Here is a 17,291-nt window from a genome sequence, read left to right on the forward strand (position 1 = left end):
TACCAGCGCTATGGCGCTGGTTATTTAACGTCAATAGTTACTCGCCTTTGGCATACTGAATCGATAGATAATGAGACTGGCTAGGATCGACTACGATAGTCTGTGTATATTAGTTTACAGATCACCGTACGCAACCTTGTGATTGAGGCAGCGCTGCGTATTGCTAATGCGGAAACCGAAGTACATCCATGCTTTACCCTATTCGGTGAGTGCTTGCAGCAAATCTAAAGTAGATCTTAGCCGTGGACGTTACGTTTTCTGTACTTATTATCTCACTGCTAGACTCGAGTTGAGTCACTGATATGGCTTACTAGAAAGCCAGTGATACTAAAAAATTAATGTTTAATATCGGCCAGAATAAGCTGATAAAGCTATGCATGTTATATCAAAATAGAACAACAGCACACATCCAGCATTGTAATGTACTAAGACGTCTCCGCTCAGATCTTGAAAAAAACAAGCGAATCGCATATTGCGGATAACTAGACCAACATGATCGACACTAGTTGGTGGAAACAACAGATAGAGCTGCATAGATAAAAAAACTCGAAATTCGTAACAGGACGCGTTTATGCGATACCCATACTCCAGATCATATGCAGAGTTAAAAGCAGAACACTACCGCTTCCAGTACCAACTTGCCTTATAGACCTACACTTTTACGAATCCTAGCTGAACTAGTGGCACTTTCACCCAATCCCTAGCATCCTTATCCTGGCTCTGCTGCTTTAACAGTGCGAATCGGAAACCGTTGATCTAATGCAGCACATAGTTATCAAACGTAGATTGCTAGGACATCTAAGATTACATGATCAACTGTCTGCGAAATAAACACATCTTGCCACGTGCCCTGCTAAAGGCACTCTCATTACTCTTCACAGGCTTTATCTAGGAAAAACTGTACTATCCTGCAGGCGCTAGAGATTTTTGAATCTGCCATCACTATGGCCAATCCAAGCTGTCATGTTGAAGTAGAGCATGGTTAAGCGGAGGACGACGCATTTAGACCTAGACGAGAGATGTAGCCCTGCTTGTGTAGAATATGCAGCAGGTTCTCGCTATCACGGCATTGAGTTGCAAACGTTGCTACTCCTACCTAAATAAATTATCTTTCTCTCGAACCACGCTACTATCGCCATCATGTCAATTAGAATGCACATGCAATATCCATGTCACTCAACATTGAGATATAACTAGAATGTGTAATCGCATCTACTTTCATTACCTTACTTCATGATCTTCATCTTATTTTAAGGTGCGCTATTCGATACATATCGTATCCGCAAGGCGCATATTCAAAATAACTGAACTGAATTTATGAACTGAAATGAATTTTGAATAGTTTCATAAAAACTGATTTTTCACATGAATACAATGCTACTTTTCGCGTCGGGCTAGCTGTCATCCTCAGCCCTTCTCTAGAAGCCTGATGCTATATACCGAATGTTATGCATAGATGCTTTCTATCTTTCAACGTGCTTAGTCACTGAGTCATATAAGCGCTTATAGACTAATTAGTCTAACTACAGGACAACTAGTAACACTATTCAGTTACAATATCTTGCTTTATAAAAATCGTTTTCGCCGATCCCCGGCTGCCGAGTAATACTTTATGTCATTGATTAGAAAAAAAAATATTAGTAACATGCTGGCCCGGCGCAATACCGGAGATAGCTTGTCTAGAGTACTAGGACCCCTAGATCTCACGCTTCTCGGTATCGGAGCGATTATCGGTACCGGCATCTTTGTTCTAACAGGAACCGGCGCAGTCATCGCTGGTCCCGCTCTTACAATGTCTTTCGTTATTGCAGCAATCGCTTGCTGCTTCGCAGCGCTTGCTTATGCCGAATTCTCGTCGACAATCCCGGTTGCTGGTTCGATTTATACTTATTCGTATGCGACTCTAGGAGAGCTTGCTGCTTGGATAATCGGCTGGGATTTAATGCTTGAGTACGGGCTCGCAACGTCGGCAGTGTCAGTTGGGTGGTCCGGTTACCTGCAGTCACTGTTGTCCGGCTTCGGAATTACGCTGCCGCACGCTCTAACTGCAGCACCAGGCACCGTGCCCGGCTGTGCAACGTGGTTCAATCTACCAGCCTTTCTCGTAATGATGGCTGTTACACTCCTGTTGTCAATTGGCGTGCGTGAGTCCGCTCGAGTCAACAACGTAATGGTCTCGATTAAGGTAGCTGTCGTCCTACTAGTCATTACAGTCGGCGTATTCCATGTTCGGCCTGCGCACTGGCATCCATTTATGCCTATGGGCTGGGCAGGTGTATTCGGGGCTGCCGCAGTCATGTTTTTCGCCTTTATTGGATTTGACTCGGTATCATCGGCAGCGGAAGAGGTTAAAAACCCAGAGCGAGATTTACCAATCGGTATCATTGCATCGCTCGCCGTCTGCGCAACGCTGTATATGGCAGTTGCCGCCGTTGTCACAGGCATCGTGCCTTACAGTGAGTTTGCGAATGTATCGCATCCGGTATCTTATGTGCTGAAGAGAATCGGCGTAGACTGGGTGGCTGGCCTCGTTGATTTAGGTGCGGTACTTGGCATGCTGACAGTAATTCTAGTCATGATGTACGGCCAAACACGTATCATCTTTGCGATGTCACGGGACGGTTTGCTTCCTGCACCGCTTTCACGTGTCCATCCGCGCTTTCAGACACCCCTAATTACTACATGGCTAGTAGGCATCTTTTTTGCGTTAATTGGTGCCTTAGTCCCATTAGACCTCCTAGCAGAGTTAACTAATATTGGCACGTTAGCGGCATTCTCGATGGTTTCTATTGCCGTGCTAATCCTGCGCCGCACACACCCCGCGCTACCGCGCGCATTCAGGTGCCCTGGTGTACCACTTGTACCGATATGTGCTGTCGCATCCTGTTTCTTTTTAATGGCCCACTTGCGAACAATAACGTGGGTGTCATTCATGACATGGCTTGCTCTAGGACTGACCGTCTACTTCAGTTATTCTAGGCAGCATTCGAAGCTCGCATTAAATCCGGAGCACGGCTAGCACTCGTGCTGAGTAAGACTGCACTACATACACATTTTATGTATGTAAGTCAGCTATCTGGCTTACAATATTGGATTGCTAATCAAAGCAGATGACTGCTTTGATTACAAAATAAATGCTGCCAAATAAATTAGAGTTTATGTGCAAACATTTCTATCGATGCAGAAACGCTCGCATCAGAAGGCCTATTTTCTCGGGTGCAATCTCAATCCGTGCCTGCTAGGCCAGTATTGGTTATCAGGCTTACGTGCGCACAAGTTATTAATATCAACCTTAAAAAGCTTGTCTGCGCAATATAGAAAGACTTCTCAAAGCGCGTCATGCATAACTCTATTCATCCCGTTAGATGGCAGTAATATCGTCTTTATTTCTATTTCAGAATATATAAGTGACATCCCAAATACTGCTTACCTGTATATTAAAAGAGAATCAGTATATAGGTATGTTACCAACTATAGTCTGTATGGTTAGGTAAAAATATTGACCAGCTCAATGCCAGCCGCCTCGGACAGAGCAATTGCTTTATCAGTAGCTTCCCAAGAGAATCCGGTTTCTTCGCGACCAAAGTGGCCATAGGAAGCAGTCTTTGCATAAATAGGGCGCAGCAAGTCTAGCATTTGAATGATACCCTTTGGGCGTAGATCAAAATGCTGCTGCACAAGCTCAGTAATCACTGAATCTGGCACTCGGCTGGTCTTGAAAGTATTGACCATCACCGATGTCGGGCGAGCAACCCCGATTGCGTATGACACCTGAATCAGGCATCGCGATGCAAGGCCTGCGGCAACGACATTTTTTGCAACGTAACGACCTGCATACGCAGCAGAACGATCTACCTTAGACGGATCCTTACCAGAAAAAGCCCCACCACCGTGTGGTGCGGCCCCGCCGTACGTATCAACAATTATCTTGCGACCGGTGAGTCCACAATCGCCCTGAGGGCCGCCGATCACAAATCGGCCGGTCGGATTAACAAGGAGTGTTAGATTGTCCTTAATTAGATCACTCGGCAGCACTGGCTTTATGACTTCCTCAATCACCGCTTCGCGCAACGTAGCTAAATCGATATCTGGCGCGTGTTGCGTAGAAAGAACAACTGTGTCGATCGAATCAGGACGACTATCGACATAACGCACTGTTACTTGCGACTTCGCATCTGGACGCAGCCACGGCAAACGCCCGGCTCGTCGTAAATCCGCTTGTCGTTCGACAAGTCGGTGCGCTAAGTGGATTGGTAACGGCATCAACTCGGGTGTTTCATCGCACGCATAGCCAAACATCAAACCCTGGTCACCTGCACCCTGATCTAAATTGTCATCGTGCGCATTGTTTACGCCTTGAGCAATATCCGGCGACTGCTTGTCGTAAGCAACCAACACCGCACATCCGCGGTAGTCAATGCCAAAATCAGTATTGTTATAGCCAATTCGGCGGATCGTGTCGCGTGCGACCTGGATATAATCAACATTTGCATATGTTGTAATTTCACCCGTCAGCACTACCAGACCAGTATTGCATAACGTTTCAGCCGCTACACGCGAATATCGATCCTGGGTTAGGATTGCATCCAAGATCGTGTCTGAAATTTGGTCAGCCACCTTGTCGGGATGACCCTCAGAGACGGATTCAGAAGTAAAAAGATAGTTATTCGCCACTCGGTGGTTCCAGTGAAATCGGTTACGTTTTCACATTGCCGGCCCCTGATCGAAGCAGCGGTGTTTTAACAGACTACGTTCCAGGACGCTGCTTTGCTAGATACTCCGCTCGCTATCGCCCAGCAAGTGGGCTCATTAACTTGGCGATGTCTATATTATAATAACTTCTATCATCTTTTATAAGAGATGAATCGTTATTTTCCTTATTCCGCCGGCCACAGCTAAAATTTCAAGATTCACGATGTTAGCTTATACTAAGAATTCTAAGAATTATCTTATGATCACCGGAGCGGCTGCTTAAAAACCCATTCCTATGATAGATAACAGCCTATCGCAGGTAGGTCGCTATAGCATTTCCGCCATACAATTTTCAGTCATGTTGAGCACAATGCGCTGTGGTTAAGTGTGTTGGGTAATAAGATACATGGATCTAGCACGATAGCGTGCTGTACCTGCATAACTCAAACCAGCCGCCGACGCTACGCGTCAACACTAAAGCAGGCTAATTTTTTTAAGTCCAAGTAGAAAATTCCGCGCATCCCAAATGTAATCTTATTGAGCGTGCGCACGCTGAAAAACTTGCTAACTAGATGAAACAGAGACTTTTTCTATCGCCTAACTACAATATAGTTCTATGAAGCTCACATTTACTAAAATGCATGGCGCCGGTAATGATTTCGTGGTTCTTGACGGCGTGCGAAACATGATCTTGCCCACACCGGCGTTGGTGCGCTATCTCGCCGACCGCCACTTCGGCGTCGGTGCGGACCAGTTATTGCTGGTTGAGCGTCCTACGCTTAATGGGGCTGATTTCAAGTATCGAATCTTCAACTGCGATGGTGGAGAAGTCGAACACTGCGGAAATGGCGCACGCTGCTTTATGAAGTTTGTACTTAATACCGGCCTAAGTCGAGCACACACGATTTGCGTGCAAGTACAGCGCGGCCTAATTATGTTAAGCGTTCAGGATAATGGTGAAGTACTTGTTAATATGGGTGCACCAGCATTCACTACGTCACAGACGCTGTTTGATGTATCGGGACTAAAGCCAGAATACGATGGTGGGGATATACTGTGGCCACTCAATATAAATGGCTCAACACAATGGATCTCTGTCATCTCGATGGGAAATCCTCATGCCGTGCAAATCGTCGATGACACTAACACCGCACCGGTACTCAGAGATGGTCCACTCATCGAGTCACATAAGTACTTTCCAAATCGTATAAACGCAGGATTCATGCAGATTCTCTCAAGGCACGAGATAAAATTGCGTGTCTATGAGCGTGGCGCAGGCGAAACGCTCGCATGCGGCTCAGGTGCTTGCGCGGCAGTTGTAGCCGGCATCCGTCGAGGGGTGCTAGATTCTCCGGTGTATGTGCGAGCACGTGGCGGCACGTTAACTATCTCTTGGAACGGCAGATGTGACAGTAAGAATCCGGTAATGATGGCCGGCCCGGCAACCACTGTGTTCGAAGGTGAAATTGATGTGCCCGACGAGTTACCTGCGTGACCGAGATCAATACACCAAAATATTCTATAAATTAACGATAATAAGGTGTTATTTTATCTACTGTACAATATGTATTGTGTTAAATAAGACTCCTTTAAATCGCCTGCCCTATTGCGCTTAATCTAGAAACAATCATGATCAATTATAAAGTTGCTAATTACCCTACTAGCTTATTTACCGCTCTTCAGCTGCGAAGGTAAGCTGTTTTCTCTGGTCCAAATCTCGAATCTGTATAGAAAGATAGTGGCAGATTTGAGGAGGCCAATATAGAAAGTGTATTCAGCTTTTAATAATACTTGACTTACTACACTCACGCCGTTTCCGCGATGAAATAGCGAATTTTTCCTGTAGTATTTTCGCTAGTGACGGACAATACCACTGTCCTAGTATACTGCCATAATAGACCTGCTGAATGCTATCATCTATAGACTCCCAATGAACATAACTTGTACTGTGGTTGAGCTTACGCTTCATATCTTAGTGGGGCCTGCTAGAATCAATTTCGAGCTTCGTGTTCGAGTTCAAACCGCGCCAGTTCAATATTTTCTTGACTAGAATTAACCATCTAAATTATACCCTCGAGCTCATCTGAAATAGTTTATAGCGTAGATCGGTAGGTATAGCTTTTTCCATTAGGTCAAGTTTCGCCGTGTTGCACATCAACCCAAAGTGAGCCATTGCCAGTGAAGAAAGTTTATAGTCTTGATCAGTACCCCTCTCGTACTTGAGCTTATCTCCAATTTTTTCTATAGATCTAACAGCATATGGGATAAAGTAACTGTATTGCGATATAGATGTAGTAGCAGGGTTGTAATTATTATCTATAAGTCGGCGCTCACGGGCGGGCGTGGCTCTCTGGATTAATCACTACTATGTATATTACGATACAAATAAATTCTGTATATAGACCAGTATAGACCTACTCACTTCCTAAAAGTTGGAGAATTTTTTGGAAGAATTCTGACAATCTACTGCGGGCGCTTATCATGTTATAGATACATGCTGTTCATGAAATACATTACAGAATATGGTATCGATGACTTAATTCATATCAGACTCAATCTAAGTTGAGCATGCTTTCTCAGCGTATCAGCTTCACCTATCTGGAAAAATGAGAGTTATCTTCGTCTAGATTGCATATGCATTAGCATATATTGAAAAAATATACAAAAACGCTAGTATATCTCTTAGAGAGCTGAATATCACTTTGATAAGTAGCTCTACTGCTTTTGGCACTCGTTATACTTCAGTTACAATACGCGCCCACTGGGGGGATAATAACGTGACGCCAAAAAGAGTTTTGGCTCCTGCAAAAGCTACTCAACCTGCCACAACGTACGTAGATGCGAGTAACGCTCAATGTATCGCATGACCATAAAGAACATAAGCCAGATGACGACGAGACAACTTTTAACCGAGCCAGAAATCTTGAAGATGAGCGATAAGGATTACATGAATGAGGATCAGATCGCGTTTTTCAAACATAGGCTTGAACAGTTACAGGCCGAAATCCTACGTAATGCCGATCAAACGACCGAAAATCTCCGAGAAACGATGATTGTTCCCGATCCGGCGGATCGCGCGACGATTGAAGAAGAGCACGCAATTGAGCTGCGCACACGTGACCGTGAACGTAAGCTGCTAAAGAAGGTTCAGCAATCACTTACGCGAATCGAGGCTGCTGAATATGGCTGGTGCGAGGAAACAGGCGAACCTATCGGTATTCGTCGCCTACTTGCGCGGCCCACAGCAACGCTATCGCTCGAGGCACAAGAGCGCCGTGAACTGCGCCAAAAGCTGTTTAGTGACTAAAAAATTGCTGCTTGAGCGAAAGCGGTACAGTCCGGATTACTTTTGCACGCGATAGGCGTGCTTTTTATTTATAGTGGCATTTATTGCATGCGGATATGTCATATCGGTACCGCATCGTGCGCTTACACCTTGACATTGCGTCAGACGCCCTAAGATAGTCTGAAATTTATTATCTTGGTCTTATCCCGCGTCTACTGGCGCGAAACTCTGCCCTAAAGGAATTGTAAATTGTATATGGAGCAATATCACGGCACAACCATCATCTCGATACGGAGAGGCAATAATGTTGCATTAGGCGGAGACGGTCAAGTAACTCTGGGTAACATTGTTATGAAGGGTGGCGCCAAAAAAGTGCGGCGCATCTACGGCGGTAAGGTACTGGTAGGTTTCGCTGGTGGCACCGCAGATGCATTCTCGCTACTCGACCGTTTTGAGGGAAAACTAGAGAAGCACCAAGGCAATCTGACCCGTGCCGCCGTTGAATTAGCCAAAGACTGGCGCACCGACCGTATGCTGCGCCGTTTAGAAGCAATGCTGATTGCTGCAGATGCGAAAACGACGCTGATCATTACTGGCAATGGTGACGTTCTAGATCCGGAAAATGGCATATGCGCCATCGGCTCGGGCGGCGCATATGCGCAGGCCGCAGCCCGTGCGCTCCTAGAAAACACTCAGCTAAACGCCCGCGACGTCGTCGAAAAATCTCTCGCGATTGCCGGCGATATGTGTATTTATACAAATCACAATCGCGTCATTGAAACCATCGAATAAATAGCCGGGAAACTATACACAGCCTATTGTGCCCTTACATCGAGGCTTAAGGGCCAGTTTAGACCTGGTGCCATCTAAAGGATGTCGAACATGACTACTATGACCCCCCCTGAAATTGTCTCCGAGCTAGACAAGCATATTATCGGCCAAGGCCGAGCTAAGCGCGCCGTCGCGGTCGCGCTTCGCAACCGCTGGCGACGTCAGCAGGTTCCAGACCCATTGCGACAGGAAATCACCCCGAAAAATATTCTAATGATCGGACCGACTGGCGTAGGCAAAACCGAAGTCGCGCGACGCCTGGCTAAGCTCGCTAATGCACCATTTATTAAGATCGAGGCTACAAAATTCACAGAAGTTGGCTATGTCGGTCGCGATGTTGATAGCATCGTGCGTGATCTGATTGATATCTCAGTCAAGGAAACACGCGAATCAGAAATGCGCAAGGTTTGCACAAAAGCACAAGACCGGGCGGAAAATCGCATCTTGGATATCTTGCTACCGGAGGCACGTCCTGTCGACTTTAGCCCGACCAGTAGTGAGGAAAGTGATTGCGAGAGCGCAACCCGTCAGACATTCCGTAGAAGGCTACGCGAGGGTCAGCTTGACGATAAAGAAGTTGAGCTCGACATTGAGGCACCACACGCTAATATGGACATTATGGGCCCGCCCGGCATGGAGGAAATGACAGAGCAAATTCGTTCGATGTTTGCTAATCTCGGTAGTGGAAAAAAACAGCACCGCAAAGTCAAAATTAAAGAAGCCTTGAAGTTATTGACCGACGAAGAAGCTGCTAAGATGGTCAACGAAGAGGATATCAAGATCCGTGCCGTGCAGAACGCCGAACAAAATGGCATCGTCTTCCTCGACGAAATCGATAAAATTGCATCTCGTCAAGAGGCTGGCAATAACGAGGTATCACGTCAGGGCGTACAGCGCGACTTGTTGCCGCTTGTAGAAGGCACAACAATTAATACTAAGTACGGCATGGTAAGAACTGACCATATCTTGTTTATTGCTAGCGGGGCGTTTCATTTAGCTAAACCGAGCGATTTGATTCCCGAACTACAAGGGCGGTTTCCAATCCGGGTCGAGCTCGATTCACTATCGGTTGATGACTTCGAATCGATCCTAGTTCGCACCGACGCTAGCTTAGTCAAGCAATATCAAGCACTGCTTGCAACCGAGCATGTACAACTCGAGTTTACTGAAGATGGCATCAAGCGCCTAGCAGAAATCGCTTTTTCGGTTAATGAAAAAACTGAAAACATCGGCGCGCGACGGTTGTATACAGTGATTGAAAAACTGCTTGAAGAGATTGCATTCTCGGCCGGCTGCCATCCTGGTCAATCAGTCAAGATTGATGCTGCTTACGCAGATAACGCACTGCGCGATACCTCGCAAAATGAAGATCTGTCACTCTATGTGCTATAATGTTGCTTTCCACTATGCGTGCACAGCTTATCAATCGCCTTTACCGGTTATCTCGATAGATTGCGTTACAACGTACGGCAATACAGGTTCATCGGCGGCACGCGCGGTCGCCGAATATTAGAACTGTTATCAGACAATATGCGCTGAATATGCTCTAATTCAAGCTGAGTTACCGAAAACAGTATCAGATTCTCGATCGCGCACACCTCGAGCTAGCTTCGCGAGATAACTGCTTGCTCCTTCCTTGATCCGAGCCTTAGGCTTTAGTTTATGCAGTGGTTCAATGAAATACAGCCTCGAATCATTGCCTAAATTTAAATCCATGGTGACCTAGCCAGAACCTAGCCCGAACGGCAGTACAGCTGAAAGCATGCTGTCGCGGTCATTTATCTAGTGAACAAGTATTAGCCACGCTGGTTCAGACCGCGTGTAAGCGCGCTAGCAAATACCCAATCATCGTCGACCTTGAGGAAGTTTATTCTTTTCATATTTGTAACTAAGCTGAGCTCTATCATCTAACAAAACAGTCTAGATCTATCTAGATCGGCCACAGCATCAGCGACCGATACGTCGGAGAGCCGCGGTGCTGATTTGCAAGAAATTTGCATGCAGGGTAACGCAGCTACCGCTGCTTAATAAATGCGTCTAGCTAACTTATCTACCGGGTTCTGGCCAGCAAGTGGTAGTAAGTAGCGCCGGTATACTGGGAGCTGAGCGAGCGCTAAGCTCGCACAACTCTAGCTGTTATACAAGAAGGTCAAAATGAGCCTGTAAGATGAAAGAGCCAATCAGCATATAATAGTTTATGCAATTCTTCGGCTACTTTTATAATGGTCGAAATAAGGCATCAATCTTGCGCGCAGCGCCTTTTAGCTACCCACACTCCTGCGCCATCCACCCACTCATCGTGAAACAGCTTCTCCTACACCTTTTTTAAAGCTGCAGAGCCCTTAGCGCGGTGCGGACAACATTGTGAGAGACAACCATAAAGTCAGTCCGACACTGACCATGCAGTTTACCTATATCTGGCTCGGTAGTAATTAAACGGGGCCGCCCAAGAGCTATCTATCTTAAAAGCAATAAGTTGAAATTAAGCAGCTAATTAGCTAGGCAACGGCGAACGATATGAGCTGTGGAGGGCAGGCGCCTAGACAAAACTGCCACCGCAATCGCTAACGAGGAGCAGGTACAGTGTGATACGAACGGGGTAAGAAAGAAAAGCAGCGCAGATAGCATACCTAGGTCAACCCATAGCTACCCTATCAGCTCGATATGTATTCGAACTTAACTGAAGTCGACTAGATCTACCTTAGAATGTGAAAGTTACTTCTACTGTGATGATCATAAGTGTCTTGGTGAGCAGAGAATTCCACTATAGGCTGGTATACAACGGCGCTGGCTAATGGTTGTCCCAATGCTATCCAGGGAAACTCAGCTAGAGCGCATCATTCCTCAAGCCTAATGAAACTCGATGACTCTCGAGGACGGATACCATGACGAAAAAGCTAGCGCACTATAGTAAGAAGTGCGTATTCGCCAAGGCAAACACAAAAATTTCGTACAGACCAGCATCGCAATGCTGCAATATTGGCACGATTACTTGCCATATGGCTAGTGTATCAGTGCTTTTTATCTACAATACGTCAAAACGATCGGCATATCGAAAAAGCCCAGATGCTGACATAGTGTCGATACTTTAGTCTCGTAAAATTCATGTTGTTTTTTTGCTCAGACTGCTCGTGCCATATCCATCGCTAATGATATGCATGCCACTCCATCTATCTAAGGATCGATATCCTTGCGGGAGCTTTCCTGACATCTTCCGATACCACGACAAGATAGTCGTAATTAAGTATGGTGGACACGCAATAACCAAGGAGAGCTTAAAGAGAAGCTTGGCACGCGACGTGGCATTACTAAAGTTAGTGGGCATGAATCCAATTACAGTCCAGGGGACAGCCCGCAGATTGACCAAGCGCTGAAGAAAATCGGCAAGCAAAACACATTGGTGTAAGGCATGCGAGTGATAGATAAGGAAACGATGTGGGTCGTCGCATGGGTGCGCGGTGGAGAAGTGCCACAGGATATCGTCACACTCATTCATCATACTGGCAGCAACATAGTGAGTTTAATTGAAAAAGATGACAGATTAATCCATACACGCAGGCTTCGGTTGGCGGATCCGGAAAAACCAGGAAAATTTATTGTCATGCGTCGGGTCGGCGAGGTTACCTTCATTAATCCAGCAGTTGTTCTAGCGTTGCAGAACGATGCATTTATCCCAGTTATATTGCCGATTGGCTGCAGCGAAACAGGGCGCCGCATATAATATTAACGCGGATTTAGTTGTGGCTAAACTAGCAAGCATGTTGAATGCAGAAAGACTAGTGATAATGACGAACATCTCAGGAATCGTAGACAAGAACGGTATGTTACCTACGATCTATCTATAGTATCAATATACTATTCCCCGATGGCACAATCCCGGTAGTGTGCGGCCGGAGATGTCGACGCGCTGTGTACAACTAAAAACGGCGCCCGCTCCGTACGCATCATTAACGGACATATCACGCACCAGTATCTCGGTGTTGCTCGACATTCTGCATGAGCAGCTATTCGGCACGATAATCTAATCTCACTAAACTATGCTAGTTCGCGCAGTTAGCAGCATACTGCTTCGCGTGGCATAACCATGTCATCTATTCTTAAAGTTCTACATGCTCTTAGAACTACAAACTATGAAATAGTCTGGGACACATCACTTATACTCAAGAATTCCGGCCAGGTACTGAGTACTATTATCGACTAGTCGATAGTAACTTCGCCTGAGCATATCATCTGAGTCGTACACAATTTATACTGTCAGACAACGCTATTCACCACCATCCTCGATCGCAGTGCAGCTAGCTAGTACAGCATCACGCTCGATACCTGCCATGTACTGAACGTATAGACGAATTAGTGCGCTAGAGCTTAAATCTGGCATACGCTGATTCGCTGATACTTTGCTGTTTAGCTAATCATCTAGCATCGCGCTCATGAACTCTATCTTCAGCTTGTATACTAGAAAATTTTAGTATACAGCTGCTTTAATAAGGTGTTCGAAAACCCAATGCACGGCAAGTTGTTGCTTCAATAGCTGCATGCTATTCCGTCTACACCATAAGAAAATTTTGTTTATATTGAAGATCCTTCATGCAAACTATCTACTGCGAACTAATTAGGTAGCGTCATTATAGGTGTGAGAACTTGGGTGGTTCATTGTAGATCTGACTAAATCAGTCATCAGTACTCCTGAATGTTTGTTAATACACACACAGCGCTATTACATTTCAGCATGACTTGCTATCCGCACGCCTGCTGAAACAAAAAACAATACCAACAAGAAAATAAGTTGTATATGATTCTCTTGGAATCATTGTTCAAAAACACTTCACCCTGAAACACCAACATCCCCAAATTAGCTGTCACTTGACAGCTATGATCTATCGATTAAAACTTATGGCGTTTTTAACGCTATACGTTTTAATTCGGCTCTTGTCTATCACGTGCCAAACGAGCAGCATCATCTAGCGAGGGTGTATAAACACCAGCCCCAAAACCTATGTTGTTAGCATAATATGCTGAATCGAATCCAATCCCTCGACAGAAATCAATTCTTCGTAGTTAACGAAAAAAATCTGATTTCACGCTTCGATTTTACTGAGCTAATAAAAACCTATTTAGTCGCGGCCCCCATATGGGGGCCGATTTTCACTGGTCATGATAAAGAGCTATCGCGATATGCATGCGCTCGTTGCCGATCACTTCAACACCGAGTGCTTTACCGCAAAAATGAGTTGTTCGCTCGGCGGAATGCGTATACTGGCCAAAGTATCTTATATTTGCAGCGCACTTTATATTGTGCAGTCTTCTTCTCGATGCTGTGGGATTGTTGGCCCTAAATAGAGGTAACAAAGTCGCCCACCCGATGCGTCTGCTAGATCGGAATTTCCATAGTTGAAAACTAGTATGCTATTATGGTTGCGGCGTCAATCTGTATTAAAGACTGAGGAAATCGCAGATGATCAGGCATAACGTATTCGTCCGGCTACAGCGCAACTACAAAGCGCAGCTATATGATAGACTCAATCCAGAAAAATTCAAAAAACAGTGCGCGCCTGTTTAAAGACACAAACACACGTTTTAACTAATCCTGCTAATATATTTATTTTTTCTAAATTTCAGCTCCTGGCAATATCGCCTTGTATTATAGTAGTACGCCATAAAAACATGCTGATTCTAAAAGCACTTTCTTATTAAAGATTCAATACACTAAACATGCATGCGCTGACGATCTGCAACTTACAATCACTCGCTCCAGCGAGTAGCATTAGAGCCTTGGGCCGAGATGTACTACATGGCAATCAACCGATCCGGTTGAGACAAAACTGTCGTACTAGTTTTATTAGTTATTGTTTCAAGACAATTTGACCGGCTCCCTTCGTTTAACGCAGACCTATGTCCACTCCGCCTCACGAAGCCCGCACACTAGCTCCACCCGATCCTCACTCGGGATGGAAAGCCTATCTTAATACGCGCATGTTAATCTGCGTGTTTCTTGGATTTACGTCGGGCCTGCCGCTGTTTACGCTGCTCAATCTGATGCAGGCGTGGCTGCGTAGCGGTGGCGTCGATATTAAAACCATTGGCCTATTCGCATTGCTGCAGTTTCCCTATACGTGGAAGTTTGTATGGGCGCCGTTAATGGATCGCTTCGTGCCCGGATTTGGTACATGGCGCCCTGGACGTAGACGCAGCTGGATGTTGCTGACTCAACTTAGTGTTCTGGCGCTGGTCTCAGCTATGGGTTTTATGTCGCAAAGCAACTCTATTCGCACGGTAGCTGTGCTTGCGGCTGCGCTGGCATTTGCTAGCGCAAGCTTAGATATTGTACTCGATGCCTACCGACGTGAGTTGCTACAAGATACTGAGCAAGGCCTCGGCACAGCAATCCATGTTAATGCGTATAAGTTAGCTGCTCTCGTTCCCGGTTCGCTGTCGTTGATCCTTGCAGACCACTTTGCATGGTCAACAGTCTTTGCGGTTACCGCAGCGTTCATGTTGCCTGGCGTAGTGACAGCTCTCGTTGTACAAGAGCCGCAGGTGCACGGCACACTTCCCCCTACGTTAGAGGAGGCTGTAGTGATGCCGTTCCGCGAATTCGTTGCACGAGACGGTATAAAACAAGCACTCATTGTACTAGCATTCGTTTTTTTATATAAGCTCGGTGACAATATGGCGACGTCGCTAGCGACGTCGTTCTATCTGGATATCGGTTTCACAAAAACTGAGATAGGACTAGTGTCTAAGACTAGCAGCTTCTGGGCAAGTATTGCCGGCGGTATCTTTGGGGGTATGTGGTTAATGCGTATTGGCACAGCGCGTGGCCTGTGGATTTTTGGGGTCGCGCAGATAGTTGCCGTTCTTGGTTTCGCAGCGCTTGCGAGGACGGGCTACACACTACCTGGATTAGCTGTTGTTATTAGTCTTGAGGCATTTGCCACGGGCTTAGGTACGGCAGCGTTTACTACGTATATTGCTAGCACTACCGACCCACGCTATACCGCAACGCAGTTTGCATTGTTCACTAGTCTTGCATCAGTACCTCGCACATTTGCTAATGCAGGAGCTGGATATATCGTTGCCCAGATCGGATGGTTTGAGTTCTTTCTGCTGTGCGCGCTTCTAGCAATCCCAGGTATGCTGCTGCTTCCGCGGATTGCGCCATGGAGGAGATACTAGCAACTACAGAATCGATATAGTATATATGTAACTCAAAATACTGAAACATAGGCATATAGACGAGGGCAAACAGCTCTAGATCCACACCGTTCGACTAAAGCTGTGCTTTTTGTTATCTTAAAAACGCTCCGTAACTCAATTCTACTACGATTCTACTTGAGCATCAGGTTATAGTTCTAAGCACTAGGGATAGCCGTCAATGACTACCAAATGAGAATAATCTTTGTTTTAGTCATTAGTAAAATCGATATATGCAGTTCAAATTGATAACGCATAGTTACCCTAAATCGTATTTAGGGTTTTCTGATGATAAGGTACTGTTTAGCAGGAATCCTTACAGCTCCTCCACGCATAGTCGTAGTCAATGATCAGCGGCGCATGATCGCTAAACTTAATATCACGAAAGATCGATGTACACCTCGCTGTTGTAGCAATGCCCGACGTTGCAATCTGGTAATCGATTCTCCATCCAACGTTTTTCGCATAAGCCTGAGCTCGATTGCTCCACCACGTGTACTGTTTTGGACGAGAATCTAGTCTGCGAAAGACGTCTATGTAATTAAGCTCATCAAATACCTTGCTTAACCACGCACGCTCTTGAGGTAGGCACCCAGAGTTCTTTTGATTACTTTTCCAATTTTTAATGTCGATTTCTTTGTGTACAATATTAATATCACCACAGAGAATTACTTCTCGATTCCGCCGAAGCTCATCTAGATGTACATAAAAATCGTCCATAAAGAGGTACTTCACTGCTTGTCGCTCTTTACCACTTGAACCTGAAGGTACATAGACTGACACTAGTGACAAATTACCGTAGCGCAGTTCGCTATAACGCCCCTCATGATCAAACACCTTGCTTCCAAAGCTAGTAATAAACTTATCTGGTTTATGCTTCGTATAAAGTCCAACGCCGCTATAACCTTTCTTCTGCGCATGCAAGAAATATCCGGTGTAGCCATGCGGCGTAAGAAATCCGGGCATCATATCATCCGGCGAGCACTTAATTTCTTGCACACAGACGATATCGGCGTTTTGTTTACTAAACCAGTCAAAAAAGCCCTTCTTTGCGGCAGAACGTATGCCATTTAGATTAGCAGTTATAACTCGTAGCACAATTTGTGATTTCCTTGTTGACAGATAAGGCAAGAAAGTCCCATCTATATTCAGAACACTCCAGAGATTCTCGTGAGAATCTGGTTGAATACTGATCCAAAGAATATCGCAGGGTCTAATCTCGATAGTGATCCTAGTAGGATTTCAACAAACATCAGGCCGAGATTAATGCTTAAATCTGCTGGTATGC

Annotated in this window: 10 protein-coding genes and 1 pseudogene; 8 read left to right on the plus strand and 3 right to left on the minus strand. The window is 45.5% G+C overall.

Annotation, left to right across the window (positions count from 1 at the left end):
- The first annotated feature begins 102 nt into the window (after positions 1-102).
- Positions 103-228 (plus strand): hypothetical protein, encoded by a 126-nt coding sequence (locus GJV44_RS04505; protein WP_276310870.1) that lies wholly within the window; start codon positions 103-105, stop codon positions 226-228.
- A gap of 1,384 nt (positions 229-1,612) precedes the next feature.
- Positions 1,613-3,019 (plus strand): branched-chain amino acid transporter BcaP, encoded by a 1,407-nt coding sequence (locus GJV44_RS04130; RefSeq protein WP_226806459.1) that lies wholly within the window; start codon positions 1,613-1,615, stop codon positions 3,017-3,019.
- Between the two features lie 467 nt (positions 3,020-3,486).
- Here the strand turns inward: GJV44_RS04130 and metK are convergent, their stop codons facing one another.
- Positions 3,487-4,674 carry a methionine adenosyltransferase gene (gene metK, locus GJV44_RS04135; RefSeq protein WP_226806460.1) on the minus strand — a complete coding sequence of 396 codons (1,188 nt, stop codon included), beginning with the start codon at positions 4,672-4,674 and terminating at the stop codon, positions 3,487-3,489.
- 634 nt (positions 4,675-5,308) lie between these two features.
- Between metK and dapF the strand changes: the two genes are divergently transcribed.
- From dapF to hslU, 4 genes are all read left to right on the plus strand, one after another.
- Positions 5,309-6,187 (plus strand): diaminopimelate epimerase, encoded by an 879-nt coding sequence (gene dapF, locus GJV44_RS04140; protein ID WP_226806461.1) that lies wholly within the window; start codon positions 5,309-5,311, stop codon positions 6,185-6,187.
- 1,392 nt (positions 6,188-7,579) lie between these two features.
- The gene (gene dksA, locus GJV44_RS04145; protein ID WP_226806925.1) at positions 7,580-7,999 is read left to right on the plus strand and encodes an RNA polymerase-binding protein DksA; all 420 of its coding nucleotides are present in this window, start codon (positions 7,580-7,582) and stop codon (positions 7,997-7,999) included.
- Between the two features lie 234 nt (positions 8,000-8,233).
- Positions 8,234-8,770, plus strand: a complete 537-nt coding sequence (gene hslV / locus GJV44_RS04150) for an ATP-dependent protease subunit HslV (protein ID WP_226806462.1) — start codon at positions 8,234-8,236, stop codon at positions 8,768-8,770.
- 90 nt (positions 8,771-8,860) lie between these two features.
- Complete coding sequence (hslU, locus tag GJV44_RS04155) at positions 8,861-10,201, plus strand: ATP-dependent protease ATPase subunit HslU (protein ID WP_226806463.1); 1,341 nt, start codon at positions 8,861-8,863, stop codon at positions 10,199-10,201.
- Positions 10,202-10,360: 159 nt separating this feature from the next.
- On the opposite strand, the gene GJV44_RS04160 is transcribed toward hslU, so the two are convergent.
- Positions 10,361-10,525 (minus strand): response regulator, encoded by a 165-nt coding sequence (locus GJV44_RS04160; protein WP_226806464.1) that lies wholly within the window; start codon positions 10,523-10,525, stop codon positions 10,361-10,363.
- Between the two features lie 1,433 nt (positions 10,526-11,958).
- On the opposite strand from GJV44_RS04160, the pseudogene argB reads away from it, so the two are divergent.
- Positions 11,959-12,834 (plus strand): annotated as a pseudogene (argB, locus tag GJV44_RS04165) (acetylglutamate kinase).
- 1,867 nt (positions 12,835-14,701) lie between these two features.
- Positions 14,702-15,985 carry an AmpG family muropeptide MFS transporter gene (locus tag GJV44_RS04170; RefSeq protein ID WP_226806465.1) on the plus strand — a complete coding sequence of 428 codons (1,284 nt, stop codon included), beginning with the start codon at positions 14,702-14,704 and terminating at the stop codon, positions 15,983-15,985.
- 321 nt (positions 15,986-16,306) lie between these two features.
- Here GJV44_RS04170 and GJV44_RS04175 read toward each other — a convergent pair whose 3' ends face one another.
- A complete protein-coding gene (locus GJV44_RS04175) occupies positions 16,307-17,101 on the minus strand; it encodes an exodeoxyribonuclease III (RefSeq protein WP_226806466.1) in 795 nt (264 codons plus the stop codon).
- Between the last annotated feature and the right edge of the window lie 190 nt (positions 17,102-17,291).

The organism is Candidatus Vallotiella adelgis, assembly GCF_020541305.1.
GTDB classification, from domain to species: Bacteria; Pseudomonadota; Gammaproteobacteria; order Burkholderiales; family Burkholderiaceae; genus Mycetohabitans; species Mycetohabitans adelgis.

Bases quoted from the DNA above. Each gene is read 5' to 3' on its own strand.
- hslV (WP_226806462.1), top strand. From the start codon at position 8,234: ATGGAGCAATATCACGGCACAACCATCATCTCGATACGGAGAGGCAAT.
- dksA (WP_226806925.1), top strand. From the start codon at position 7,580: ATGACGACGAGACAACTTTTAACCGAGCCAGAAATCTTGAAGATGAGC.
- GJV44_RS04130 (WP_226806459.1), top strand. From the start codon at position 1,613: ATGTCATTGATTAGAAAAAAAAATATTAGTAACATGCTGGCCCGGCGC.
- hslU (WP_226806463.1), top strand. From the start codon at position 8,861: ATGACTACTATGACCCCCCCTGAAATTGTCTCCGAGCTAGACAAGCAT.
- dapF (WP_226806461.1), top strand. From the start codon at position 5,309: ATGAAGCTCACATTTACTAAAATGCATGGCGCCGGTAATGATTTCGTG.
- GJV44_RS04160 (WP_226806464.1), bottom strand. From the start codon at position 10,525: ATGGATTTAAATTTAGGCAATGATTCGAGGCTGTATTTCATTGAACCA.
- GJV44_RS04170 (WP_226806465.1), top strand. From the start codon at position 14,702: ATGTCCACTCCGCCTCACGAAGCCCGCACACTAGCTCCACCCGATCCT.